Annotated in this window: 29 protein-coding genes; 17 read left to right on the top strand and 12 right to left on the bottom strand. The window is 32.4% G+C overall.

The genetic code is table 11. From position 1 onward, the window contains the following. Window positions 1-46 precede the first annotated feature (46 nt). On the bottom strand, window positions 47-523 hold the full coding sequence (locus tag OLM54_RS18350; protein ID WP_264536000.1) for a TspO/MBR family protein: 477 nt from the start codon (window positions 521-523) through the stop codon (window positions 47-49). Between the two features lie 152 nt (window positions 524-675). Between OLM54_RS18350 and OLM54_RS18345 the strand changes: the two genes are divergently transcribed. From OLM54_RS18345 to OLM54_RS18320, 6 genes are all read left to right on the top strand, one after another. Then, on the top strand, window positions 676-1785 hold the full coding sequence (locus OLM54_RS18345; protein WP_264535999.1) for a diphosphomevalonate/mevalonate 3,5-bisphosphate decarboxylase family protein: 1110 nt from the start codon (window positions 676-678) through the stop codon (window positions 1783-1785). 44 nt (window positions 1786-1829) lie between these two features. Then, window positions 1830-2084, top strand: coding sequence for a hypothetical protein (locus OLM54_RS18340; RefSeq protein ID WP_055097316.1), 255 nt, complete (start codon window positions 1830-1832; stop codon window positions 2082-2084). Window positions 2085-2137: 53 nt separating this feature from the next. Continuing rightward, window positions 2138-3076 (top strand): mevalonate kinase, encoded by a 939-nt coding sequence (locus OLM54_RS18335; RefSeq protein WP_264535998.1) that lies wholly within the window; start codon window positions 2138-2140, stop codon window positions 3074-3076. 73 nt (window positions 3077-3149) lie between these two features. Next, complete coding sequence (locus OLM54_RS18330) at window positions 3150-3740, top strand: DUF502 domain-containing protein (RefSeq protein WP_264535997.1); 591 nt, start codon at window positions 3150-3152, stop codon at window positions 3738-3740. A 63-nt stretch (window positions 3741-3803) separates the two neighbouring features. Then, window positions 3804-4760, top strand: a complete 957-nt coding sequence (locus OLM54_RS18325; protein WP_264535996.1) for a geranylgeranylglycerol-phosphate geranylgeranyltransferase — start codon at window positions 3804-3806, stop codon at window positions 4758-4760. A 272-nt stretch (window positions 4761-5032) separates the two neighbouring features. Further along, on the top strand, window positions 5033-5941 hold the full coding sequence (locus OLM54_RS18320; RefSeq protein ID WP_264535995.1) for a pseudouridine synthase: 909 nt from the start codon (window positions 5033-5035) through the stop codon (window positions 5939-5941). Window positions 5942-6021: 80 nt separating this feature from the next. Here OLM54_RS18320 and OLM54_RS18315 read toward each other — a convergent pair whose 3' ends face one another. After that, the gene (locus OLM54_RS18315; RefSeq protein WP_264535994.1) at window positions 6022-6618 is read right to left on the bottom strand and encodes a DUF937 domain-containing protein; all 597 of its coding nucleotides are present in this window, start codon (window positions 6616-6618) and stop codon (window positions 6022-6024) included. Window positions 6619-6897: 279 nt separating this feature from the next. After that, entirely contained in the window at window positions 6898-7398 is a 501-nt protein-coding gene (locus OLM54_RS18310) for a DUF456 domain-containing protein (protein ID WP_264535993.1), read from the bottom strand. Between the two features lie 91 nt (window positions 7399-7489). On the opposite strand from OLM54_RS18310, the gene OLM54_RS18305 reads away from it, so the two are divergent. Both OLM54_RS18305 and OLM54_RS18300 read left to right on the top strand, forming a co-directional pair. Then, on the top strand, window positions 7490-7828 hold the full coding sequence (locus OLM54_RS18305; protein WP_264535992.1) for a hypothetical protein: 339 nt from the start codon (window positions 7490-7492) through the stop codon (window positions 7826-7828). A gap of 44 nt (window positions 7829-7872) precedes the next feature. Next, complete coding sequence (locus OLM54_RS18300; protein WP_264535991.1) at window positions 7873-8358, top strand: hypothetical protein; 486 nt, start codon at window positions 7873-7875, stop codon at window positions 8356-8358. Window positions 8359-8438: 80 nt separating this feature from the next. Here the strand turns inward: OLM54_RS18300 and OLM54_RS18295 are convergent, their stop codons facing one another. Both OLM54_RS18295 and OLM54_RS18290 read right to left on the bottom strand, forming a co-directional pair. Continuing rightward, window positions 8439-9542: a glycosyltransferase family 2 protein gene (locus tag OLM54_RS18295; protein ID WP_264535990.1), complete on the bottom strand. Its 1104-nt coding sequence runs from the start codon at window positions 9540-9542 to the stop codon at window positions 8439-8441. Beyond that, on the bottom strand, window positions 9539-10483 hold the full coding sequence (locus OLM54_RS18290; protein WP_264535989.1) for a flippase-like domain-containing protein: 945 nt from the start codon (window positions 10481-10483) through the stop codon (window positions 9539-9541). Before OLM54_RS18290 ends, OLM54_RS18295 begins: the two co-directional genes overlap by 4 nt. A gap of 105 nt (window positions 10484-10588) precedes the next feature. Between OLM54_RS18290 and ruvC the strand changes: the two genes are divergently transcribed. From ruvC to OLM54_RS18255, 7 genes are all read left to right on the top strand, one after another. Beyond that, window positions 10589-11143, top strand: a complete 555-nt coding sequence (gene ruvC, locus OLM54_RS18285) for a crossover junction endodeoxyribonuclease RuvC (RefSeq protein ID WP_065449180.1) — start codon at window positions 10589-10591, stop codon at window positions 11141-11143. Between the two features lie 82 nt (window positions 11144-11225). Beyond that, on the top strand, window positions 11226-12362 hold the full coding sequence (hemW, locus tag OLM54_RS18280; RefSeq protein ID WP_264535988.1) for a radical SAM family heme chaperone HemW: 1137 nt from the start codon (window positions 11226-11228) through the stop codon (window positions 12360-12362). Between the two features lie 94 nt (window positions 12363-12456). After that, window positions 12457-13251 carry a cyclase family protein gene (locus tag OLM54_RS18275; protein WP_264535987.1) on the top strand — a complete coding sequence of 265 codons (795 nt, stop codon included), beginning with the start codon at window positions 12457-12459 and terminating at the stop codon, window positions 13249-13251. Between the two features lie 25 nt (window positions 13252-13276). Further along, window positions 13277-13675 carry a GNAT family N-acetyltransferase gene (locus tag OLM54_RS18270; RefSeq protein WP_264535986.1) on the top strand — a complete coding sequence of 133 codons (399 nt, stop codon included), beginning with the start codon at window positions 13277-13279 and terminating at the stop codon, window positions 13673-13675. Continuing rightward, window positions 13672-14022, top strand: a complete 351-nt coding sequence (locus OLM54_RS18265; protein ID WP_264535985.1) for a DUF4260 domain-containing protein — start codon at window positions 13672-13674, stop codon at window positions 14020-14022. Before OLM54_RS18270 ends, OLM54_RS18265 begins: the two co-directional genes overlap by 4 nt. 8 nt (window positions 14023-14030) lie before the next feature. Beyond that, window positions 14031-14402, top strand: a complete 372-nt coding sequence (locus OLM54_RS18260) for an MmcQ/YjbR family DNA-binding protein (protein WP_264535984.1) — start codon at window positions 14031-14033, stop codon at window positions 14400-14402. A gap of 49 nt (window positions 14403-14451) precedes the next feature. Then, complete coding sequence (locus tag OLM54_RS18255; RefSeq protein WP_264535983.1) at window positions 14452-15159, top strand: PH domain-containing protein; 708 nt, start codon at window positions 14452-14454, stop codon at window positions 15157-15159. Between the two features lie 122 nt (window positions 15160-15281). Here the strand turns inward: OLM54_RS18255 and OLM54_RS18250 are convergent, their stop codons facing one another. The 3 genes from OLM54_RS18250 to OLM54_RS18240 all read right to left on the bottom strand — a co-directional run bounded on the left by OLM54_RS18250 (window position 15282) and on the right by OLM54_RS18240 (window position 18800). Further along, a complete protein-coding gene (locus tag OLM54_RS18250; RefSeq protein ID WP_264535982.1) occupies window positions 15282-16382 on the bottom strand; it encodes a DUF4407 domain-containing protein in 1101 nt (366 codons plus the stop codon). A gap of 223 nt (window positions 16383-16605) precedes the next feature. After that, a complete protein-coding gene (gene pckA, locus OLM54_RS18245) occupies window positions 16606-18210 on the bottom strand; it encodes a phosphoenolpyruvate carboxykinase (ATP) (protein WP_264535981.1) in 1605 nt (534 codons plus the stop codon). A 203-nt stretch (window positions 18211-18413) separates the two neighbouring features. Beyond that, window positions 18414-18800: a DUF423 domain-containing protein gene (locus tag OLM54_RS18240; RefSeq protein WP_264535980.1), complete on the bottom strand. Its 387-nt coding sequence runs from the start codon at window positions 18798-18800 to the stop codon at window positions 18414-18416. A 191-nt stretch (window positions 18801-18991) separates the two neighbouring features. Between OLM54_RS18240 and OLM54_RS18235 the strand changes: the two genes are divergently transcribed. Then, window positions 18992-20356 (top strand): saccharopine dehydrogenase family protein, encoded by a 1365-nt coding sequence (locus OLM54_RS18235; protein ID WP_264535979.1) that lies wholly within the window; start codon window positions 18992-18994, stop codon window positions 20354-20356. Between the two features lie 111 nt (window positions 20357-20467). Here OLM54_RS18235 and OLM54_RS18230 read toward each other — a convergent pair whose 3' ends face one another. After that, the gene (locus OLM54_RS18230) at window positions 20468-20893 is read right to left on the bottom strand and encodes an energy transducer TonB (protein WP_264535978.1); all 426 of its coding nucleotides are present in this window, start codon (window positions 20891-20893) and stop codon (window positions 20468-20470) included. A gap of 42 nt (window positions 20894-20935) precedes the next feature. Between OLM54_RS18230 and OLM54_RS18225 the strand changes: the two genes are divergently transcribed. Then, window positions 20936-21178 carry a hypothetical protein gene (locus OLM54_RS18225; protein ID WP_264535977.1) on the top strand — a complete coding sequence of 81 codons (243 nt, stop codon included), beginning with the start codon at window positions 20936-20938 and terminating at the stop codon, window positions 21176-21178. Between the two features lie 27 nt (window positions 21179-21205). Here OLM54_RS18225 and OLM54_RS18220 read toward each other — a convergent pair whose 3' ends face one another. The 3 genes from OLM54_RS18220 to OLM54_RS18210 all read right to left on the bottom strand — a co-directional run bounded on the left by OLM54_RS18220 (window position 21206) and on the right by OLM54_RS18210 (window position 24849). After that, window positions 21206-22429 (bottom strand): M56 family metallopeptidase, encoded by a 1224-nt coding sequence (locus OLM54_RS18220; RefSeq protein ID WP_264535976.1) that lies wholly within the window; start codon window positions 22427-22429, stop codon window positions 21206-21208. Next, entirely contained in the window at window positions 22426-22797 is a 372-nt protein-coding gene (locus OLM54_RS18215; RefSeq protein ID WP_264535975.1) for a BlaI/MecI/CopY family transcriptional regulator, read from the bottom strand. Before OLM54_RS18215 ends, OLM54_RS18220 begins: the two co-directional genes overlap by 4 nt. Window positions 22798-23460: 663 nt before the next feature. After that, the gene (locus OLM54_RS18210; RefSeq protein WP_264535974.1) at window positions 23461-24849 is read right to left on the bottom strand and encodes a dipeptidase; all 1389 of its coding nucleotides are present in this window, start codon (window positions 24847-24849) and stop codon (window positions 23461-23463) included. Window positions 24850-24886: the final 37 nt, after the last annotated feature.

The raw sequence follows: 24886 nt of genomic DNA, 5'->3' as shown, positions 1-24886 counted from the left end.
AGTTTTCAGTCACAATCTGGAAACTGAGACTGAAAACTAGACAATTTTACCTATTCAGCCACCAAATACTCGCATTCAAAATTCCCGCAAAAGCAACCCAAGCCAAATATGGAATCAATAAATAACCCGCAATTTTATTGATTTTTATAAATTTTAAATACGTTTCATAAATCATCAGCCATAAAAGTGCAATTTCGATTAAAGCCAACATGGGATTTTTAAGTCCGAAGAAAAGATAGGACCAAATCGCATTTAAAGCTAACTGAATCAAAAAGAAAGCTAATGCCTTTTTAACTTTTTCGTTTTGTTCTTTTATCTTATCCCAAACTAATCCCGCAGCAACCGCCATTAAAACATAAAGAAATGTCCACATTGGCATAAAAATCCAATTGGGAGGATTAAAAATTGGCTTTATTAAAGTTGGATACCACGTTTCTACACTTGGTCTTGTAACAACGCTTGCAGAATATCCTACCATCAAACAAACGATTAGAGCTATGGCGATTTTAACTATTTTATTCATTCTTATTTATTTTTATCCAAAAATAGTTAAAAGAAATTTTAAACCATAGTAAGTTATAGAAGTTCATCTATTCGAAGTTTAGCTTACATTTTCTTATATAACTTATATGGTAAAAATATTTAAAAACTATCTTTGCCAAAATTTTACAATTCATGTTTACAGCAACTGATTTTATTCCTAAAAAATATACTTCGACCATCGAAAATGGAAATTTTGAATGGAGCGCTCCCAGCAATATTGCATTAGTAAAATATTGGGGTAAAAAAGACAATCAAATTCCGGCAAATCCATCAGTAAGTTTTACACTTAATAATTGTAAAACGATTACTAAATTGGGTTTTGAAAAGAGAGACATTTCTCCCGAAGTTTCGGGACCGCTCAATGTGACAAGTTTTTCTTTTGATTTACTTTTTGAAGGAAAACCAAAGGAAGATTTTAAACCAAAAATTCAGAAGTTTTTAGAAAGAATCGAAGTTTATTTGCCTTTTTTGAAAAACTACCATTTTACAATTGATACACAAAACACGTTTCCGCATAGTTCCGGAATTGCTTCTTCGGCATCTGGAATGGCAGCTTTGGCAATGAACTTTATGAGTTTGGAAAGAGCATTAAATCCGGAAATGACTAATGAATATTTTTATCGAAAAGCATCATTTTTAGCTCGTTTAGGATCTGGAAGTGCCTGCCGAAGCGTAAAAGGAAATGTTGTAGTTTGGGGAAACCAAGCAAATATTGGAGGAAGTTCAGATCTATTTGGAGTAGAATTTCCACATACAATTCACGCTAATTTTAAAAATTATCAGGACACAATTTTATTAGTTGATAAAGGCGAGAAACAGGTTTCGAGTACTGTGGGACATGATTTAATGCATAATCATCCGTATGCCGAAAGACGTTTTGCTCAGGCACACGAAAATCTGGATAAGTTAACTGCCATTTTTGAAAGCGGAAATCTGGACGAATTCATAAAAGTGGTCGAAAGCGAAGCTTTGACATTACATGCTATGATGATGACTTCGATGCCGTATTTTATTTTAATGAAACCTAATACATTGCAAATCATCAATGCCATTTGGAAATTCAGAAATGAAACACAAATTCCGGTTTGTTTTACACTTGATGCAGGGGCAAATGTTCACGTTTTATATCCCGAAAACGTTAGCGATAAAGTACTTCAATTTATTCAGGACGAATTAGTTGTATTTTGTCAGAATGGTCAGTACATTTGTGACCAAATTGGAGAGGGTGCAATTGCATTATAATTTTCCGTATCTTTATATATTAAAATACATTTTCAGCTAAGAATATGAATACTGCAACTATAAAACTTTACGATTTATTTAGAAAAGAACTTAATCTTGACGAAAGTAAGGCTAAAGAATTTGTTGAAGCAATCGACCGAACTATTAGCGAAGAAATTAGACAGGATAAAAACGAAATTGCAACCAGAGATTTTGTAAAGAAAGAAATTACAGATGCCAAAAATGATATGATAAAATGGTTTGTTGGTCTGTTTTTTGCTTTAGCCATGATGATCATTGGATTATATATTAAAGGTTAATTAAAATAAAGAAATTCATCTTCTTAAATAATAAAGAAAGACATAAAATAAACATGAAAGGACCATTATTTTACTCAAAAATATTACTCTTTGGAGAATACGGAATCATCCGCGACTCTAAAGGACTTTCTATTCCTTATAATTTTTACAATGGTGCTTTGAAGAAAATCGAAGATCCTTCGACTGAAGCAATTGCATCAAACGCAAGTTTAAGACGTTACACCACTTATCTTGAAGCTTTACAAAATGAGCAGCCTGAGTTGGTTAATTTTGATTTGTTAACTCTAAAAAATGATGTCGAAACAGGAATGTATTTCGACTCAAGTATTCCTCAAGGATATGGAGTTGGCAGCAGCGGTGCATTGGTTGCGGCGATTTACGATAAATATGCTACACACAAAATAACAGTTTTAGAGAATTTAACTCGTGAAAAACTGTTACAGTTAAAAAATATATTTGCTCAAATGGAGAGTTTTTTCCACGGAAAAAGTTCTGGTTTAGATCCTTTAAACAGTTATTTGAGTATTCCGATTTTAATTAATTCTAAAGATAATATCGAAGCAACGGGAATTCCTACTCAAAGTTTTGACGGAAAAGGCGCTGTCTTTTTATTAGATTCAGGAATTGTAGGCGAAACGGCTCCGATGGTTAACATTTTCATGGAAAACCTAAAAGACAAAGGTTTCCGTACAATGCTTAAAAACCAATTCGTAAAATATACGGATGCTTGTGTAGAAAACTTTTTACATGGCGACATGAAATCGTTGTTTACCAATACTAAAAAGCTATCAAAAGTCGTTTTAAACAATTTTAAACCAATGATTCCGGAACAATTTCACGGAATCTGGCAAAACGGAATTGATACTAACGATTATTACTTAAAACTTTGCGGTTCTGGCGGCGGTGGATATATTCTTGGTTTTACCGAAGATTTAGAACGCGCTAAAGCCTCTTTAAAAGATTACAAATTAGAAGTTGTTTATCAATTTTAAAGGATTAATCACTTTAAAATGACGCTTATTTGAATAATCCTTTTCTAATTTATTACACTAAAAGTTATTTAATATGAAAAGTATTTTAAAAATTATTAAAGCAACTTTTTTAGGAGGAATTCTATTTTTAGCACCGTTAATTTTATTGCTTGTACTTTTAGAAAAAGGATTTGGCATTATTCAAAAAATCACGAATCCGATTGTAAATCATTTTCCGAAAGTAAAAGTTTTAGGACTTGCAATAGAAGAAATCGTAGCCATATTAATTATTCTTGTTATTTGTATTGGTGCTGGTTTAATTGCTAAAACTTCGTATGCACAAAGATTAATTCAAAGATTAGAAGAAGGAATATTAAGCTTTGTTCCCGGTTATTCGTTCATGAAAAAGATGAATGAAAATATAATGGGTTTTGAATCTAATGAGGATTTAAAAGTTATTCTTGTTCCTACAGATGCTGGCTGGCAATTTGCATTTTTAATCGAACAAATAGATGAAAACAACTATAGCGTTTTTATTCCCGATGCTCCAAATCCGTGGAGCGGTTCTGTTGTTTTTGTAGAGAAAAAAGACATTAAAGATGTTGAAATTACACAAAAACAAGCTTTAGCCTGCATCAGAAAATTAGGGTACGGATCTGCGGCATTATTAAAAAATAAACTGTGATCGTTCTTTTCCTACATTAAAAAATATTAAATTAGACCAAAATTCAAAAACTTAAATCAAACAATGTTAAGCAGACAGCACAAACTTTTAGTAATGAAAATTGTCAGTCTGTTCTCTGTGGTAAGAGGTTACAACATTCCGATTATTGTTTTGGCACAATATTTATCTGCCATTTTTATATTGGCTCCAGATAAAAGAGCTCTCGATATTTTACTTGATTTCAATTTATTTTTGATTGTTTTTGCTTCGGCTGTTACAATTGCTTCGGGTTATATTATTAATAATTTTTATGATAGTCAGAAGGATTTAATCAACAGACCCAACAAATCGATGCTGGACAGATTGGTGAGTCAGAAAACAAAATTATCCGTTTACTTTAGCTTGAATTTTCTGGCGGTTTTAATGGCTTTTATTGTTTCCTGGCGCGCATTTTTATTCTTTTCGGCTTATATTTTCCTGATCTGGTTTTACTCTCATAAAATAAAAAAATACGTTATTATTGGCAATCTAACATCGGCATTGTTGGCTGTTGTTCCTTTTTTTGCGATTTTATTGTATTTCTACAACAAGATTTTATTTGAGGAAATTGAAAATCACATGAGTCATTTTGCAGTAATTTCGGCACACGCCATGTTTTTGTTTTTGTTATTGCTGATTCGCGAAATGATTAAGGATTTGGAAAACCTGAAAGGCGATTTGGCAAACGATTATCAAACGATTCCGATATTGTATAATGAAACGGTTTCGAAACAAATTATTACGGTTTTGACTTTCATGACGGTGATTCCGGTTTATGTTTTGATCAATATTTATGATGTGGGTTATATGGATATTTACTTTTATATCTGTTTTATTGCCTTGCTGTTTTTTTTGCTTTATTTATGGAAATCAAATTCTAAGGAACAATATTTATTACTTCATAATGTTTTGAAGTTTTTGATTGTTTCAGGAGTTTTTTGCATCGTTTTAATTAATCCGAGTGTTTTGTGGCATGGGAAGAATTTAATTTCACGATTTTAAAATGAGTTATGCCACAGAGATACACAAAGGTTTCACTGAGACACGCAGAGGTTTTATTTAAAAGAAGCCAATTGTTTGAATTTAGCCCCGATTGAGGCGGTATCATTGTGGAGTTTACGGAACAATATATAGCCGAAAGCGGGAAATCATGCCTGAAAAAAGCCAGTTGTGATGCTCCTCCAGCTTCAAAAAATAATAGCTATTAATCTAAGAACAATGAACTTAGGATTATTTAGCAAGAATAAACTATCTTTGCACAAATTACAGAATTTATGAACAATAAGGAAGGCAATAATAAAGGGGGCGGATCAAGACCAAATAGTTCAAGATCAAACTCTAGCAAGCCAAAACCTCCTATGGCGAAGCGTGCGCAAGGGCCAAAAAAAGTGAAACCTGCTGTTAAGGCTGCGGAAGAAGAAAAGGCAGAAAAAATTAAAAAACAGAATCAGGCTCCGAAAAGACAAAAAGCTGCAGACGAAATTCGTTTGAACAAATACATCTCTAATTCTGGTGTTTGTTCGCGTCGTGATGCCGATATATACATTCAGTCCGGAAACGTTAAAGTAAATGGCGTTCCGGTTACTGAAATGGGTTATTTAGTAAAATTAAACGATGTTGTAAATTTTGACGGTGTTACTTTGACTCCTGAAAAGAAAGAATACATCTTGTTGAACAAACCTAAAAACTTTACAACTGCTCTTGATGAAGGTCAGGAATATCGTAACGTTCTGGAGCTAGTTCGTGGTTCTACAACGGCAAAAATTGCTCCGATTGGCAGAATGGATAAAAATACAACTGGTTTATTGTTGTTTACGAATGATACAGATATGATTCGTAAATTTACTTTACCGAGCCAAAAATCGTCTAAAATTTATCAGGTTTCGTTAGACAAAAACTTAAAATTCGAGGATTTAGAAAAAATCAGCAAAGGTTTAGTTCTTGACGGACACCGTGTTTTTGTTGAAGAGGTTAGTTATATTGATAATGAACCTAAAAGCGAAATTGGTTTAAAACTTCGTTCATCAAACGTAAAAGTGGTTCGTGCTATTTTTGAACACTTTAGTTATGATGTTTTACGTATCGATCGTGTATCATTTGCCGGTTTAACCAAAAAGAATTTACCAAGAGGTAACTGGCGTTTTTTAACCGAACAAGAAATTATCAATTTGAAGAACGTTTAAGAAACGCTTCAAATTAAGCAATATAAATCCTGTTTTACATATGTAAAATGGGATTTTTTATTTTAATTGTGTTTGAAATACTAGAAAAAATTGTGTCCGAAAAGTGTGAAAACAGATCTTCCCATGGCTTGATTTTTTTCTTCTACTGTTTCGTGACAAGAAAATCCAAGTATGATTTTAATTCCTGGCTGAATGCTGTTTAGAATATCTCTTTTTTGATCTTCTAACAATAATTTCAGATTTTTAATTAGCTGTGAATTATTTTTAAGATAGGAAACAACTAGTAGTGCCGAAAAATTTAGAATTTCGCGTGCTGTTTCACTTTTAATTCCAACTTCGTTTGAGATCATTTCGGAAATTCTTCCTTTTTTATTGCTGAAAATTTCTTTCAATAACGCGTTTCCTTCAATTCGGTAACAATCGTCTACTGATAAAATTCTTCCTGAAGTAAAATCAACTTCTCCGTAAAATGTCGAATTATCACCAAGTAATGAAACAATTTCTTTGTAAAAACCCGACTCCTCGGCTTTGTTATACAATCCCATCAGAATGGTACCGATTGAAACATCGATTCCCTTTATTAAAAGTGCATCGTTTTCGAAATAAAACTTATTTAATTTTGAGACAACATTAGAAGAAATGAAACGTCTAAGTTCAATTTGTAGGTTAGGAGTCATATGTTAAGTTTTAAAAATTATTTAAATCCATTCAAAATAATCGACTAAGTGGGGCTTTTCATCGTTTATCGTGATAAAAATATAAAATATTTTAACATTTCCAAAAATTAAGTTAAGAATCTCGATGTAAAATTTAACGCTTTTTAACATCAAAAACTAAAAGTCTCAATGAACATAACCCTTTCGTTATCAAAAAGAAATAAAAAATTTAAATTAAAAAATTGTTATTTTTCAAAAAAAATAAAAAATATAAGAAAAATATTAATGTAATTATAACAATTAAAACAATAAAGATCTGTTTTGCCAAACAATATTTAAAAAAATACCAAGAAAAATGATACAAAACAGGAAATTAATAAAGCTGGACGCCAAAAAACCAAGTAACGAACCTGTTGCCGCTTTTATTGCACGAGTATGATTTGTTGAATCATAAATCATTTCTCCAATAAAAGCTCCCACAAATGGTCCTATTATAACTCCAAAAGGTATTGGAGCAATAATTCCGACAATTAAACCAATGTTTGTTCCCCAAACTCCGTAAGAACTGCCACCAAATTTTTTAGTGCCGCTTGCCGGAATAACATAATCTAATATTGTAATTATAATTGTTATTAAAAGTGTTATGCCCAAAACCCAATAATTATTTTCGACAGCTTTGGTGAGGTACAATAATAATAAACCAACCCAACAACTGGATAAACCCGGTAAAACAGGCAAAAAACTGCCAAAAACACCCACAATAACACATATAAATCCTAGTATTAACAATAGTAAATCCATTTAATTTTTTGTAAATTTGCTTATAAACCGTCAGAAAAATTAGACAATGTATAGCGTTTTTAAATTATTTTTTATTTGTTCCTTAATCTTTATGATTAATAGCAATGCGTATACGCAAACTAAAAAACTGTCGGTCGATGATCAATTACTTCAGGACAGTATCTATAAAAGTAACAAGAAAAAGATTCTCAATTTCTCGATGAAGGAATTTGACACACTTTTTTTCGACTATTTTTCACGTAAAAACAATCCTGACATTACATTAAGTAAAACTGAATTTTATAATTATACTGTTCAGATTGCTACTTTTTCAGATCGATTGGCTAAATTGTATCCTGATCAAAAAGAAGTTGCTGAACAAAATAAAGAAAAATGGCTTTCTGAAAGTTATGAAGAATATTTAGATTATAAAGCCAGCCAAAAAAAATAATCGTATTTTTATAACATAATTATTTCCAATACAATATCAAAGCCTTGAAGCAGTTCCCATTATTTTTAATCCTGTTATTTATAAGTTCTTGTCAATATTTTGAGAAGCAGGTTCCGTCTGAAAAAGAATTGCTTCAAAAAGAATTAAAATCTATCAATTGGAAAGAAGTTGATGAGTTTCCGTCTGTTGTTGATTGTGAAAAAGTGGGTGATAAAAAACAACGTCAACAATGTTTTTTTGAAGTAATGGCACAGCTTATTCAGGAAAAACTAGATATTGACACCCTCTCAATTTTATATCCTGAACTCGACACTATTGAGGTAAAAGTAACGATATTTCCTAACGCTACAATGAAATTTGAACCCCAGTTTCCTAAAGATTCTGTGGCTTATGATACTATTAAAATTGACAGCATTTTACACGCTCGTTTAGTCGATTTTCCTAAAGTAAATCCTGCTATAAAACGCGGAGTTCCTGTAAAAACTCAATTTATTCTACCTGTCATTATTAAGGCTAAAGACGGAAAATAGTGCTCTTTTTCCACCATATAAGTTCATTTAATTTAAGTCTGCTTACATTTACTTATATAACTTATATGGCGAAAGAAATATCATTTCTCAAATCGTCGATCTTTCCATTCATAAGAACCAAACAAGCTGTATAAGGCTACTGTAGTACTGAAAAAAGGATAAAATAAACTACTTAAAACCAAATAACGCAATCTTGTTTCGGTTAAAATTTGATTTGTTTTATAAAGTAAAATAAAGTCTATAAAAAACTTAATAGCAACGTATACTATTAAAAGTTGCCAGGACCAGAATCCGAAAAGTAAAAAGACAAATGCTATTATAAAACTTAGATTTCCGAAGAAAACAGTTAATCCTAAAAACTTTCCAAAATTGCTTTGGTATGAACTGGTTTTTGCTGCCCAGCGAACTCTTTGGTGAAATAATGATTTCCAGTTTTCAGTTGGCTTCGTTATTACAATTGCATCTTTTGCTTTTAAATAATGAACTTCATCCGGAAATAAATTTGCTGCTTTTTGCAGTAAAAAAACATCGTCGCCACTGGCAATTTTATTGTTGTCTTCAAATCCGTTTAATTTTTCGAACAACAATTTTTTGTATGCAAAATTAGCTCCATTGCACATAAATGCTTTTTTAACACCAAAACTTCCAATAGTTGCGCCTTGCAAACTGGTTAAATCCAACTGCTGAAAATGATGCAAAAATGAGTTCTCACATTTATAAGAAACTGCTCCCGCCAACATCGAAACATTATTTTGCTGAATGTAATTATCAAACGTTAAAAGCCAATTTTCAGGCATAATACAATCTGCATCTGTCGTAATTACCCAATTGGTTTTTACGTGCTGCATGGCGGTTGTAATAGCATCTTTTTTTGGTGAATTTGAAGAGCGAATATTGTTAATTTGTGAAATGTGAAATGCAGCATGTGAGATATGAAACTTTTCATTAGAATTGTCATCAACTAAAATCATTTCAAATAAGTCTGTTGGATAATTTAATTTCGAAAAGCTATTTAAAAGATTTGGTAAATTTTCTTTTTCATTCCTGAATGGAACTATAATTGTAAAGCTCGTTTGCGGTTTTAAATCTGTTTTTTGATATTTTTTTATTCGTGTAAAACCATAAATAAGCAAACCAATGCTTATTATATAAATTTTTAATATGACGAATAAAATCAAACTCATTCTATTCTTTTAGTTTTGAAATTCAACACATAATAACTCCCTAAAACAACTGGTACAACTACATTTAAAAACCACATTAATGTACTTATAAAAACAACGATCCATTCGTTTACACCAAGAATTCCGAAGAAATAAATGGCAACACTTCCTTTTACTGCAAAATCTAAAAACTGAAATGTTGGCAATGACGAAGCCAGAAAATAAACTGAGGCGATTGTTGCAATTAACGTAAAATAAGGCAAATCGACATCAAAAGCCAAAAACAAAAAATAATATTGATGGGAGAAAACTAAATATCGTAAAATACCTAAAATTATATTTTTTTGATGAATTGATTTCGGAACTTCATTGATTTTATGAATCAGTTTTTCAATTGAATATCCTTTGATTTTGATTTTTTTCAGAGAGAATAAAAGAATAAAAACCAAAATAAATCCTCCAAACAAAATGGCAACCGTTTTTGATGTAATTACATTGTACTTTGCATTGAAATAGAGTAATCCGAAAATGCCAAAAATGACCGTTAAAATCATTTGAATTCCGTTGCAGATTAAGTTCAGAAAAACCACTTTTTTGGCTTCTGATTTTGGATAATACAATGCTTTTCCGGCGTACTCTCCTACTCCGTTTGGCGTGAAAATTCCGGCTGTTAATGCTGCCAGAACTTGTTTTGTTGCTTCGCCTGCTGAAATTTCATGAATAACTTTAGCTAAATTCTGCCATTTTAAAATCTCGAAATAACGATTTAAAATGCTTAAAAGCAGTATAAATCCAATCCCTAAAACCGACTGATTTTTACGAAACAGTGTAATGAATTTTTGCCAATCGAGTTTGTCGTTATTTGCCAACTGATTATAAATAAAGTAAAATGCACCACCTACAATTAAAAGTTTGACTAGAAGAACGAGGAATTGCTTAGCTTTGTGAGGAATTGAAATCATGCCACAAAAGTAATCAATTTGAAAATGTGGCAATGAAAATGTGTCAATTTGAAAATTAGAAAATGAGTCAATTTTCTAAACCTGAAACTTGAAACAAAAAAACACTTGACAAAAGAACGCATCATATTAGGTATTGACCCCGGAACAACCATTATGGGTTTTGGATTGATAAAAGTTATCAATAAAAAAATGGAGTTTTTGCAGCTTAACGAACTGCAATTGTCCAAATACGACAATCATTACCAAAAACTAAAAATCATTTTTGAACGAACCATCGAGTTAATCGAAACGCATCATCCTGACGAAATTGCGATTGAAGCGCCATTTTTTGGCAAAAACGTACAATCAATGTTAAAGCTAGGTCGTGCGCAAGGTGTTGCAATGGCGGCGGGACTTTCAAGAGATATTCCGATTACGGAATACGAACCTAAAAAAATAAAAATGGCGATTACCGGAAACGGAAATGCCAGTAAAGAACAGGTTGCTAAAATGTTACAGCAACTTTTAGGTTTAAAGGAATTACCTAAAAATCTCGATTCAACTGATGGTTTGGCGGCAGCTGTTTGTCACTTTTTTAATTCAGGAAAAATCGTCGCCGGAAAAAGTTATACGGGTTGGGATGCTTTTGTGAAACAAAATGAAGAACGAGTAAAGAAATGAGTCAATGTGCCAATTGGATAATTCTTGTATTGTGGATATTTAATTATCTAATTGGCACATTTACCTAATTATCTAATTAAAAATGAGCGGTATTTACATTCATATTCCTTTTTGCAAACAGGCTTGTCATTATTGCGACTTTCATTTTTCGACTTCTATGAAAAAGAAAGATGAAATGGTTTTGGCTTTAGCCAAAGAAATTGTCTTGCGCAAAAATGAATTTAAAGACGAAACTGTAGAAACCATTTACTTTGGCGGAGGAACACCGTCTGTTTTGAGTAATGATGAGATAAACTTTTTAATAGCCGAAGTCTATAAAAATTATAAGGTTGTAGAAAATCCGGAAATAACTCTAGAAGCAAATCCGGATGATTTGTCTTCAGAACGAATTTTAGAATTATCAAAAAGCCCAATAAACCGTTTGAGTATTGGAATTCAATCTTTTTATGAAGATGATTTAAAAATGATGAATCGCGCTCATAATTCAGCAGAAGCCATAAAATGTTTACAGGAAGCCACTAAATATTTCGATAATATTTCTTTGGATTTAATTTACGGAATTCCGGGAATGAGCGATGAAATGTGGAAAAATAATATCGAAACGGCATTGAGTTTTGGCATTCCGCATATATCGAGTTATGCTTTGACGGTCGAACCAAAAACGGCTTTAAAAAAATTGATCGATACCGGAAAAATTGCTGAACCTCAAGACGAAGCAGCTTCGAATCATTTTATGATTTTAGTTGATACACTTCAAAAAAACGGTTTTATTCATTATGAATTATCCAATTTTGGAAAAGAAAATTATTTCTCAAAAAATAATTCGGCGTATTGGTTAGGTAAAAAATATATCGGAATTGGTCCTTCGGCACATAGTTATGATGGTGAAAAAAGAGGCTGGAATATTGCTAATAATTCTCTTTACATAAAATCAATTCAGGAAAATATTTTGCCCATTGAAACTGAAATTCTAACAATATCAGATCGTTATAACGAATATATTATGACGGGATTGCGAACTATTTGGGGAGTTTCTTTAGACAGAATTGAAACTGAATTTGGCTTAGAATATTTAAATTATCTGCAAAAACAAAGTCAGAAATTCTTAAATGATGATTTACTTTTCATCGAAAACAATATTTTAAAACCGACTGCAAAGGGAAAATTTTTAACTGATGGAATTGCAAGTGATCTCTTTTACTTAAATTTGGAAGAATAAAAAAAATTAGAACGCTGATAAAACGGATGCAAGCAATGCTGATTGAAAAATCCGTAAATCCGCGTTAGAATATCCGTAAAATCCGCGTTCCATTATGCTAGCACTTCTTAACAATAAATATCAAATCGACTTATCAAAACCCATTGATATTTCGATCTCATTAACCAATACAGACGAAAATCCGATTGCGTGGTACATTGAAAAACCGGTTATTGAACCTGTTGTTTTTGGCGATTGGATTGGGAAAGTTTCTGAGGGAAAATCATCAACCAATTTCAATAATATTTTCTTCAATCCGCACGGACATGGCACGCACACGGAATGTTTAGGACACATTACAAATGATTTTTACAGCATAAATCAATCGCTGAAACAGTTTTTCTTTTTTACAAAATTAATTACGATTGAGCCTGAAAAAATTGGCGATGATTTGGTGATTACGAAAGAACACATTTCGACTTCGCTCAATGGGATAAGTAGTTCAACTTCACTCAGCATGACAATTGACGCCATTATTATTCGGACTCTTCCCAATCAAAAAGACAAAAAGTCCAGAAAATATTCAAATACAAATCCGCCTTATTTATCTGAAGAAGCAGCGATTTTCATCCGCGAAAGCAAAATTCAACATTTATTAATTGATTTGCCAAGTGTTGATAAAGAACACGATGAAGGAAAATTATTGGCTCATAAAGCTTTTTGGAATGTGAAAGACACACATAATCTGAATAAAGATGCGCGTTTTGAAGCCACAATTACAGAAATGATTTTTGTTCCTGATGAAATTGAAGATGGAGCGTATATACTAAATTTACAAATCGCTTCGTTTGAAAATGATGCAAGTCCTAGCAAGCCTATACTATATAAAATTGCAGATTTAGATTACTGAATACTTAAAACTGAGACTGAATACTATGATCACCGTTTCTACAGATAAAAACAAACTTGACGTTCCGTTTATACAAAACTTTTTAAAGGATATTTATTGGGCTGCGGGCCGAACTATCGAAGAAGTGCAAACTACAATTGATGCTTCGGTTTGTTTTGGAATTTACTTAGATAATCAACAAATTGGTTTTGCGCGCGTAATTACAGATTATGTTGTTTTTGGTTATGTAATGGATGTTTTTATTACCGAAGAACATCGTGGCAAAGGTTATTCATCTATATTAATTGAAAATATGATGAATGAACCGCTTTTAAAAGATATTAAAATTTGGCGTTTGGCGACTACAGATGCCCATTTTTTATATGAGAAATTTGGTTTTAAACCATTAGAACATCCCGAAAAAATGATGGAAAAGAAAATATGAAAACAGTTATTAAGTTAGAAGAATTAGGTTTATTTATTCTCGGAATCTATTTATTTAGTCTCCTGAATTATCAATGGTGGTGGTTTTTGGTTTTAATACTGGCTCCGGATTTTTCGATGCTGGGCTATATTTTTGGCAATAAAACCGGAGCATTTCTATACAACATTTTTCATCATAAAGGGCTCGCACTTTTAATTTATGCTGCAGGCTGTTATTTAAGTATTGAAAGTGTTCAATTAACCGGAATTATTTTATTTTCACATTCGGCAATGGATCGCATTTTTGGTTACGGATTAAAATATGAAAAGGGTTTTAAATATACTCATTTGGGTGAAATTGGTAAATAAGAAATGATATGAATTTAGAAACGTTTTATGAATATTGCCTTTCTAAAAAAGGCGTCACAGAGCATTTTCCGTTTGATGAAGATACATTGGTTTTTAAAGTTGGCGGAAAAATGTTTGCTTTATCTTCCTTATCACAATGGGAAAAAAATGAACAATCTGTCAATTTAAAATGTGATCCGGAGCGCGCTCAGGAGTTACGAGCTGAATATGACGAGATAAAACCGGGTTTTCATATGAGCAAAGTGCATTGGAATACGATTGCTTTAAACGGAAATCTGTCGACAGCTTTCGTTAAGGAACTCATCGATCATTCGTATGAATTGGTTTTCAAAAGTTTGACAAAGAAAATTCAGAATGAAATTATTGAATTAGAAAATTAGGCATTACATTTGCAGCATTACGACAACAAAACTTAGCAATTTATCACCCATGAAAGAACAATTTAAAAAATTTCTAAACGAAGAACAAGATCCAAAAGCGATTGAAAAAATCACTTCAAAACTCAATGATTTATTGATGAAAGGTGAAGAAGTTGGATATATTGCGGTTCAAAAAAAGCCTGCAATTACTGTTTTTCCTGATAGTATTGTATTAACAAACAAACGAATCATTATTTGCAAGCCTAAAAATTTAGGTCTTTCAATGGATTTTACAGATTATACCTGGGATGATGTTGCGGGTGCTTTTGTAAAAGAAAATATTTTAGGCTCAGAATTTTCATTCAACACCAATACCGATTTGTCAATTTCGATTGATTATATTCCGAAAATCCAGGCTAGAAAAATATATACTTACGCAAAAGAACAATTGGATTTACTTAAAAATCCTGTTGTTATTTCTGCTCCAACTATAGAAACTGCTCAGGCTGCAGAACCTGAAATTGAAGATACAATTGAAGAAGTTGAAACGGAAGAAGTAACCAATTATGCCGAAATTATGCCGGCAACAACACCTTCTTATACAGAGACTTTTGAACCAATTCAACCTCAAACTCCGACTGGAGATCGTAAATTGAGTGAATTATCTAAAGAAGAACTTTTTGATAAATTACAGAATTATAAAAAATTACTGGACAACGGATTAATCATGCAAGGTGAATATGATGCGTTTAAAAAAGAGATATTGAGTTACATGTAATTTAGTCTAAAAGTCTAAAGTCATAAAGTTTTTAAAGCAAAAAGCCAGAAATAGAAAATTCTATTTCTGGCTTTTTTATTGAAGTCAAAAGACTTTCGACTTTCCAACTTTCGACTTTCCAACTATAAAGTCGCTTTTTGCTTTTCTACAAAATTATGTGCTTGTAATTCTAATAATTCTGTCGCTTTTTTACGTTGCAGATCGTATAGATTTTTATCTTCGGCAATATCAGCATACACTTTGTCGTGCATTTCGGCACTGGTTTTTACTAACAAATCGCGTTGGTATTTATTTTGTGCCAAGGTAGCTTTCATTGCGGTTTCGGCTTCTTCCTGTTTGAAATCAAATTCGCCTTTTGGAGCTAATAATTTTGCTATAATCGGAGATGTTTCAATCGCCAGAAACAACAACATTATAAAAAATGAAGGCAGCCAGGGTAATTTATTCAGCGCATTTATTCTTGCCATTAAACCATCAAAACCTTCGATTATGGGTTGTGTCTGCGATACTTTTTTATCTAAATCAGCCTGAAGTTGTTTTCCTTCCTTTTCTTTCTCGGCAATTTTAGCTTCATTAGTTTTCTTTAAAGTTTCAAATTCTTTTAAAGAAGCATCGTGTTTTTCGCGTTTCTCTTTATAAACCGGACCTTTTCCTAATTTTTTTGTTCCCGCTGTTCCTTCTGCTTCTGTAATATAAGTTGAATATAAAGCATTTACTTCTTTTTCTTTTTTCAGAATATCTGCTTTTAAAACTGCAATCTCGGCTTTATTTTTATCCAAATCAGATTTGAAATAATTGCCAACTTGTTTTTTATTGGCTAATTCCATTTCATTCTTTTCCTTCAATAAAACGGTATTGATTTCTTTTTCAAAAATTTTAATTTCCAAAGGTTTTGAAATTACGATTGCAATAATAATCGCCAGCATAATTCGCGGAGTCGCTTGCAGGAATTCATCCATAAAGCGATCTCTTTTTTTAATTGTCGAAACAATAAATCGATCTAAATTGAAGATCAGTAAACTCCAAACAAAACCAAAAATTAAAGCCGGATAAATGGAATCAAAAACAGTAAAAAGTGCATAAGCACTGGCAAGGAAAGCCATAACTGCGGTAAAAAAAACGGTGGCGCCAATACCAACATATTTGGTTTGCTCACCTTCTGAACAGCCTTCGAGAAGATCTCTGTCGGCTCCGGAACATAGAATAAAAAATTGTTTTAACATGATTGATGATTTTTGATTGTGATTGATACGGCAAATTTAGCGCCAAAATTTTGATTCTCATGTAAATAAGTAATAGATTTTAAATACACAACCATAATTTTTATTTTGCTGTGTCTAATCTCAACTGTAAATAACTGTTCTTTTAATAAAAGCAAAAATGATAAAAAACAAAAAAGCCGTTCATCACTGAACAGCTTTTTTTCGTTTGAATTAGTAATCTTCCTTATTCTGTTTTTGGCGCACCGGCTAAAATTTCAGCATTGGCGAACTCTTCAAATTTGGCAAAATTAGCTTTAAATTTCTGAGCCAATTCTAATGCTTTTTTATCGTATAACTCAGGATCTTCCCAAGTATTTCTCGGATTTAAAATTTCATTTGGAACATTCGGGCAAGATTGTGGTTTTGCAATTCCAAATACTTCGTGGTTTTTGAACTCTACATTGTCCAATTCTCCGTTTAATGCTGCCGTAATCATGGCACGTGTATATTTTAATTTCATACGCGTTCCTGTTCCGTATGCACCGCCTGTCCAACCAGTGTTAATTAACCACACTTTTACGTCGGCTTCTTTCATTTTTTTGGTTAACATTTCAGCATAACGTGTTGGGTGCAAAGGCATAAATGGCGCTCCAAAACATGCTGAAAAGTTTGGTTGCGGTTCTGTAACTCCCGCTTCTGTTCCGGCAACTTTTGCAGTATATCCAGAGATAAAATGATAAGCTGCTTGTCCTGGAGTAAGTTTAGAAATTGGAGGCAAAATTCCGAAAGAATCTGCCGTTAAGAAAAATATATTTTTAGGATTATGTCCAATAGATCCCGGTTGAATATTGTCGATATGTGTTATTGGATAACTTACACGTGTATTTTGAGTGATTGAAACATCATCATAATCTACTTCGTTTGTGCCTGCTTTGAAAACCACATTTTCTAAAAGCGCTCCTTTTTTGATCGCTCTAAAAATATCCGGTTCATTTTCTTCAGATAAATTAATCACTTTTGCGTAGCAACCGCCTTCAAAGTTAAAAACTGTATTTTCAGCAGTCCATCCGTGTTCATCATCACCAATTAATTTACGATCAGGATCTGCAGATAAAGTTGTTTTTCCAGTTCCTGATAAACCAAAAAAGATTGCTGTATCTCCGGCTTCACCAACATTGGCGCTGCAGTGCATTGGTAAAGTATTTTCGAAAACCGGTAAAATGAAGTTTAAAGCAGAAAAAATTCCTTTTTTCATTTCTCCGGTATAACCTGTTCCGCCAATTAATGCTACTTTTTTAGTAAAATCTAAAATGGCAAAATTAGACTGGCGTGTTCCGTCTACAGCAGGATCTGCCATAAAACTTGGCGCACAAATTACCGTCCACTCTGGTGTAAAGTTTGCTAATTCGTTTTCTTCCGGTCTTAAAAACATATTGTAACTAAACAAATTAGACCAGGCCGTTTCTGTTACAACGCGAACATTTAGTCTGTAATTTGCATCTGCACAAACATAGGCATCACGTACAAAAACTTCTTTATTGGATAAAAACTGTGTAACCTTATTGTATAATTTTTCAAAAGCCTCTGATGAAAACGGAATATTTACATTTCCCCACCAAACTTTATCTTCTGTAATACTATCTTTTACGATAAAACGATCCTGCGGAGAGCGTCCTGTAAATTCACCCGTATTAATTGCCAGCGCTCCTGTAGAGTTCTCAACACCTTGTCCTGATTGCACTGTAATTGCATGCAATTCGTCTGCAGATAATTGATAGTGAACCTTGGCATTTTCAATTCCTAATCCTGAAAGCGAAATCGATTGCGTGAAAAGTGTGTTAGTGTCCATAAATTTGTAGTTGTGTATATTATTTTTTTAGTGCACAAACATATTTTACTTTGAGCTTTAAGTATTTACCTTAAAGTTAAGAATTGTTATATTTTTTATCAATAGAGATAAAAACAAATAAAAATTCACATTAGTAATGTTTTATGTTATTTATGGGACAAAATTAAAGATTAATTTTTAGATAGAATTTTTTATTCGGTATTTTATGATTTTTGCTTCAAAATACTAATGAATAATCCCAACCAAGCAAGAATTAATAAAAATCCACCTAAAGGTGTTGCGAATACGATAATTTTTGAATCAAAAACAGTAAGATTTTTTGTAGCTAATAAATAGATAGATCCACTAAATAAAATTACACCCGCAACTACTAAATTATAAATAGTTTTTAATGCTTTTGGGGAAAGCTCTTTTCGGGTTGAAAGAAAAAACAAAAAGAAAGCGTGATACATTTGATAGCGAACACCGGTTTCGAAAGTAACCAATTGCTCAACCGATAAATATTTTTTTAGCAAATGAGCGCCAAAAGCCCCTAAAATAATAGCTAACATTCCTATAAAAGCACCAGTAAGGATAATTTTTCTTTTCATATTTTCTATACTTTCAATTTGAACACAAAAATACTTTAAACAATTGAAAAAGCATTTTACTTTTTGAAAATCTTTTTAGGAAAAGGAATTCTATAACTTTTTCTCTGAAATAAAAAACATTTCATTTTTTTGAATCATTTCGATTGTTATATTTATAACAATTTAATATATTTGTGTTATAATTATAAAATATGAGAAGCATTTTAATTTTCGGAGCCGGAAGATCAGCATCTTCATTAATACGATATTTGTTATCAAAGTCAGAAAGTGAAAATCTGCATCTGATTGTAGCGGATTTGTCTTTGGCTCTAGCCGAAAAAAAGACACAAAATCATCCAAACGCAACTCCAATTGCTTTAAATATTTTTGATACCGAGGAAAGAAAAGCCGCAATCGAGAAAGCTTCAATTGTTATATCGATGCTGCCGGCTTATTTACATATTGAAATTGCGCAGGATTGTTTAGAATTTAAAAAACATCTCGTTACAGCATCTTACATAAGCGACGCCATGCAGGCACTTGATGAAGAAGCTAAGAAAAACAACCTTATTTTCATGAACGAAATTGGGCTTGATCCAGGAATTGATCATATGAGTGCGATGAAAGTAATTGACGAAATTAGGGCAAAAGGCGGTAAAATGTTACTTTTTGAATCTTTTTGCGGCGGACTTGTTGCTCCGGAATCTGACAATAATTTATGGAATTACAAATTTACATGGGCGCCAAGAAATGTTGTTTTGGCTGGACAAGGCGGTGCTGCCAAATTTGTTCAGGAAGGCACTTATAAATATATTCCATACGGAACTTTATTTCGCAGAACTGAGTTTCTTGAAGTCGAGGGTTACGGAAAATTCGAAGCTTATTCCAACAGAGATTCGCTTAAATACAGATCAATTTATGGCTTAGATGATATTTTGACTTTATACAGAGGAACAATTCGAAGAGTTGGTTTTTCAAAAGCATGGAATATGTTTGTACAATTAGGCATGACTGATGACAGCTACATTATGGAAGATTCTGAAAACATGAGTTACCGCCAGTTTACAAACTCTTTTTTACCGTATCATCCAACAGATTCTGTTGAAATTAAAACACGATTGATTTTAAAAATTGATCAGGACGATATTATGTGGGATAAACTTTTGGAACTTGATTTATTTAATCCTGACAAAAAAGTAAATCTGCCAAATGCAACTCCTGCACAAATATTAGAAAAAATACTTTCAGACAACTGGACTCTTGAACCGGATGATAAAGATATGATTGTGATGTACCATAAATTCGGTTATGAATTAGATGGTGAAAAAAAACAAATCGACTCAAAAATGGTTTGTATTGGCGACGATCAAACGTATACTGCAATGGCAAAAACGGTTGGATTGCCCGTTGCAATGGCGACATTGTTGATTTTGAATAGAAAAATAACAACTCCCGGCGTTCAGCTTCCTATAAATAAAGAAGTGTATTTGCCTATTTTAAAAGAATTAGAAGAGTATGGCGTTATTTTTAACGAACAAACCATGCCTTATTTTGGCTATAATCCTGATCTTTTCTAGTGATGGCTTAGTTTTTTTTTGAGAATTTTTTTTAGTTTTTAATTTATCCGCTTCTAAAATTTAGAAGCGGATTTTTTATGCTAAAAACTTTTCTCTTTACGGTTAAAATGATTAGTCAGCCGATTGAATACTTATCGGTAAACTATATTGAGCTGCTACTGGTTTACCGTCTAGTTTACCGGGAATCCAGTTTTGAGATAATTTTAATACTCTTAATGCTTCTTCACCAGTGCTAAAACCAAGATCTTTAAGTACTTTTAAATCAGATAATGAACCATCTTTTTGCACAATAAAGCTAACAAATATTTTTCCTTTCAAGAGTACATTATCAGGCGTTTTTGGGACTTTAAAATTTTTTCCAACAAACTTATAAAACTCTTGCATTCCGCCTGGATAGGTAGGTTTGTCAATTAAATCAGCCGTTTTATATATTCCGTTTTCTGCTTTTATTGCTTTATATTTTTCGGCAAACAGATTAATTTCTACAACTTCGGGACCTCCTTTTTCAAGTTTGTCGATAATCTCTTCTTTCGACAATAATCTTCTTTCATCAAAAAAGATGTTTGGAAGCGCTTTTTTTTGGCTAAACTAAGATCATTAAATCTTTTTTCGGCCGAAATATTGCCTTTTTCATCTTTAATTTTAAAAATCGTGTTTTCAAAATACGATTCCAAAACGTTTTTCTTTTTTGCTGCTTCTGGTATTGTTGATGTTACCGAAGTTTGGGCAAAACTTGTTGCTCCAAAAATAAACAGCAAAACAATGAATAGCACTTTTTTAAAATTTAATCCTGAATTTATCCTTTTTATCATAAAACTTTAGTTTTTTCTTGATAAAAATACTAAAATTTTATTTCTCCGTCTGAATTGTTATTGGCAAACTATACATCACCCGAACGGCTTTTCCTTGTTGAGTTGCAGCGGTCCATTTTGGAGAAAGCTTTAAAACACGAATTGCCTCGTCACCAATTCCATAACCAAGATCTTTTAAGGTTTTAATATCTGACAAACTTCCATCTTTTTCAATGATGAATTGCATGTACGCTTTTCCTTCAATCTTATTTTTTCCAATTTCAGCAGGCATTTTAAAATTTTTGCCAATAAATTTATAAAACTCGTTCATGCCACCCGGAAATTCAGGCATTTTTTCAACATCTTCCAGTACGTAAAGATCTTTTTCTTTAACATCAGCTTTGTTATTTATTTCTTGCGCTATTGTTTTCGTACTAAAAACAAACAACAATAAAACATAAACTGCACATATGGTACATGTTTTAAATACAACTGCAATCGGAGATTCTTTTTTGGTCATCATAAGTAAACGTTTTTTAGTGATTAAATAATTAATATTACTGGCAAGCGAAATGGTATTTTTATTAGAAACAAAATCCAACAAAAGACTTTGGTAGCTTTTAACAGCGCCAAATTGTTTGTTTACAGCTTCATCAGCTAAAAACTCGTGATTAAGTTTAATGGCTTTTTTGTAAAACACAAGCAATGGATTAAACCAAAAAACAATTTGTAAAACTTCGATAAATAGAACATCTAAAGTATGTTTTTGTTTTAAATGTGCTTTTTCATGTGCAATTAATTCTAATGGAATTTTACTGTTTTCGAATGCATTTTTATTGATAAAAATTGATTTCCAAAAGGAGTGTGGCAAAATTGGTTCGTCGACTACAATTATTTTTTCTCCTGCTATAAATTGCACTTCACTGTTTTTTATTCTCTTATAAAACGAATATAAATTCAGGAAAAATCGAGCTATTAATAACAAAACTATAAAACTGTAAACAACACCAATAAAAACAAGTACAAAGTCATTACTGGAAATTTTTTCCAGATTTTTGGTGCTTTTCTGAATCACTAATTCATTCAGCTGAAATAAGGCAATTTTATTAGAAGTGGTTTGGCGAAATGAAATTAATTGCAACGGAATCACAAAACTAAAAACCAAACTAAAAAGCAAATAAGCCCGATTAAAGCGAAACATTTTTTCGTTTTCTAACCATAATTTATATACTGCATAAAAAATCAAGAGAAGTATTCCGGATTTTAAAAGATAGTTTATCATTTTTTCTTTTTTTGAATTTCTGAATCGATTATTTTCTTGAGTTCTTCTAATTCTGAAGTTGATAAATTCGTTTCCTTCGTAAAAAACGAAGCAAATTGTGATGCCGAATTATTAAAAAAGTTGCTGATTAATCCGTTTACATGCTTCGAGAAATAAACTGTTTTTTTTACCAACGGATAATATTCCCGAGAATTTCCAAATTCGTTATACGCAACGAATTTCTTATCAATCATTCGTTTTAAAAGCGTCGCAACGGTTGTTGTTGCAGGCTTTGGTTCGGGATAAGCTTCGAGTAAATCTTTCATAAAAGCTTTTTCAAGCTTCCAAAGATGTTCCATTAATTGCTCTTCTGAATTTGATAATTGCATTTTTTATTTTTTAGGTTCTGAGTTACTAAGATTGTAAGGTTCTAAGTTTTTTTGCCACAGATTAAAATGATTTTACTTTAGAATTTAAATCAATTTCGTCAAAAAAATCCGTGAGGCTAAAAATTTAACTCTACATTTATAGATGTTGCTCTACAAATGTAGAATTAAATTTTTTAATACGCAAGCTTTTTTTAGTTTCTAGATTCTAAGTTTGCTGAAGTACTAAGTTTATTTTGTCACAAAGGCGCTAAGAAATAAAGCTTTTTTTTGAATAGGCTCCAGCTTTAGCTGGGGGTTTCCAATAGATTTTAAGGAAATGGCTTTAGCCAAATAATTATATTCAAATAAGATTAAAAATTTCGGCTAAAGCCAATTATTTCCTTTAAATTACCTCCAGCTAAAGCTGGAGGCTATTCAATTTCGAAGCTAAAACCTTTGTTCCTTTGCACCTTTATACGCATTGCTATGCGACTCTACAAAAAACCTTTGAACCTTAAAAAAGCGTTAGGGATTGAGGCGGTATCCTTTTATGAAGTGAAACGGAATAAAAGATATGGCCGAAAGCCCGACCGAAGGGAACGCCCATAAAAAAATCCGCTCATTTCTGAACGGATTTTATATTATTTCAAATAAAACTTTGTGTCTTAGCGTCTTCGCGTAAAACTACTTAGAAAGCTCTACAAAATATTTGTAAAACAATGGAATAGTTTCGATTCCTTTTAGGTAATTGAAGATTCCGAAATGTTCGTTTGGCGAGTGAATTGCGTCAGAATCCAAACCAAATCCCATCAAAATAGTTTTGCTTTTTAATTCTTTTTCAAATAAAGCAACAATCGGAATACTTCCTCCGGAACGCACCGGAATTGCAGGAACTCCAAAAGTTTCTGTATACGCCATATTTGCCGCTTTATAACCAATGCTATCGATTGGCGTAACATAACCCTGACCTCCGTGATGCGGCGTTACTTTTACGGTAACTCCGGCCGGCGCAATGCTTACGAAGTGTTTTGAGAAAAGTTCTGTGATTTCTTCCCAATCCTGATTTGGAACCAAACGCATCGAGATTTTAGCAAAAGCTTTGCTCGCAATAACCGTTTTTGCACCTTCACCCTGATATCCGCCCCAAATTCCGTTTACGTCTAATGTTGGACGAATCGAATTGCGCTCGTTGGTTACATATCCTTTTTCGCCGTAAACATCGTTTAGGTCTAAGGCTTTTTTATATTTTTCTAAACTGAAAGGTGCTTTTGCCATTTCTGCTCTTTCTGCTGTCGATAATTCCTGAACTTTATCGTAGAAACCAGGAATCGTAATATGATTGTCTTCGTCATGCAAAGAAGCGATCATTTTTGCCAAAACATTAATTGGGTTCGCCACTGCTCCACCATATAATCCCGAATGTAAATCACGATTTGGACCCGTAACTTCGACCTCAACATAGCTCAAACCACGTAAACCTGTTGTAATCGAGGGTTGTTGATTAGAGATCATTCCGGTATCTGAAATTAGAATAACGTCGTTTTTTAGTTTTTCCTGATTGCGTTCTACAAACCAGCTTAAACTTTTTGAACCAACTTCTTCTTCACCTTCGATCATGAATTTTACGTTACAAGGCAATGTATTCGTTTGAACCATAAGTTCTAACGCTTTTACATGCATGTACATTTGCCCTTTATCATCACAAGCTCCACGGGCAAAAATTGCGCCTTCTGGATGAATTTCTGTGTTTTTAATAACTGGTTCAAATGGTGGCGATGTCCATAATTCCATTGGATCCGGCGGTTGAACATCATAATGACCGTAAACTAAAACGGTAGGTAAATTTGGGTCGATTATTTTCTCTCCATAAATAATTGGATAGCCCGGAGTATCGCAAACTTCGACTAAATCGCAGCCTGCTTTTGATAAACTTTCTTTTACAGCTTCGGCAGTATCGATAACATCTTGTGAATATGCAGTGTCAGCACTTACCGACGGAATTTTTAATAATTCGATCAATTCGTTGATAAACCGATCTTTATGTTGTTGAACGTACGACTTTATATTTTCCATTTAAATTATTTTTATAGAAATTCAAAAGTACAAAAAA

The sequence above is a fragment of the Flavobacterium sp. N1736 genome (assembly GCF_025947065.1).
GTDB lineage: Bacteria > Bacteroidota > Bacteroidia > Flavobacteriales > Flavobacteriaceae > Flavobacterium.
The sequence above is the reverse complement of the archived record's forward strand: the minus strand, read 5'-3'. Positions and strand labels throughout refer to the sequence as shown.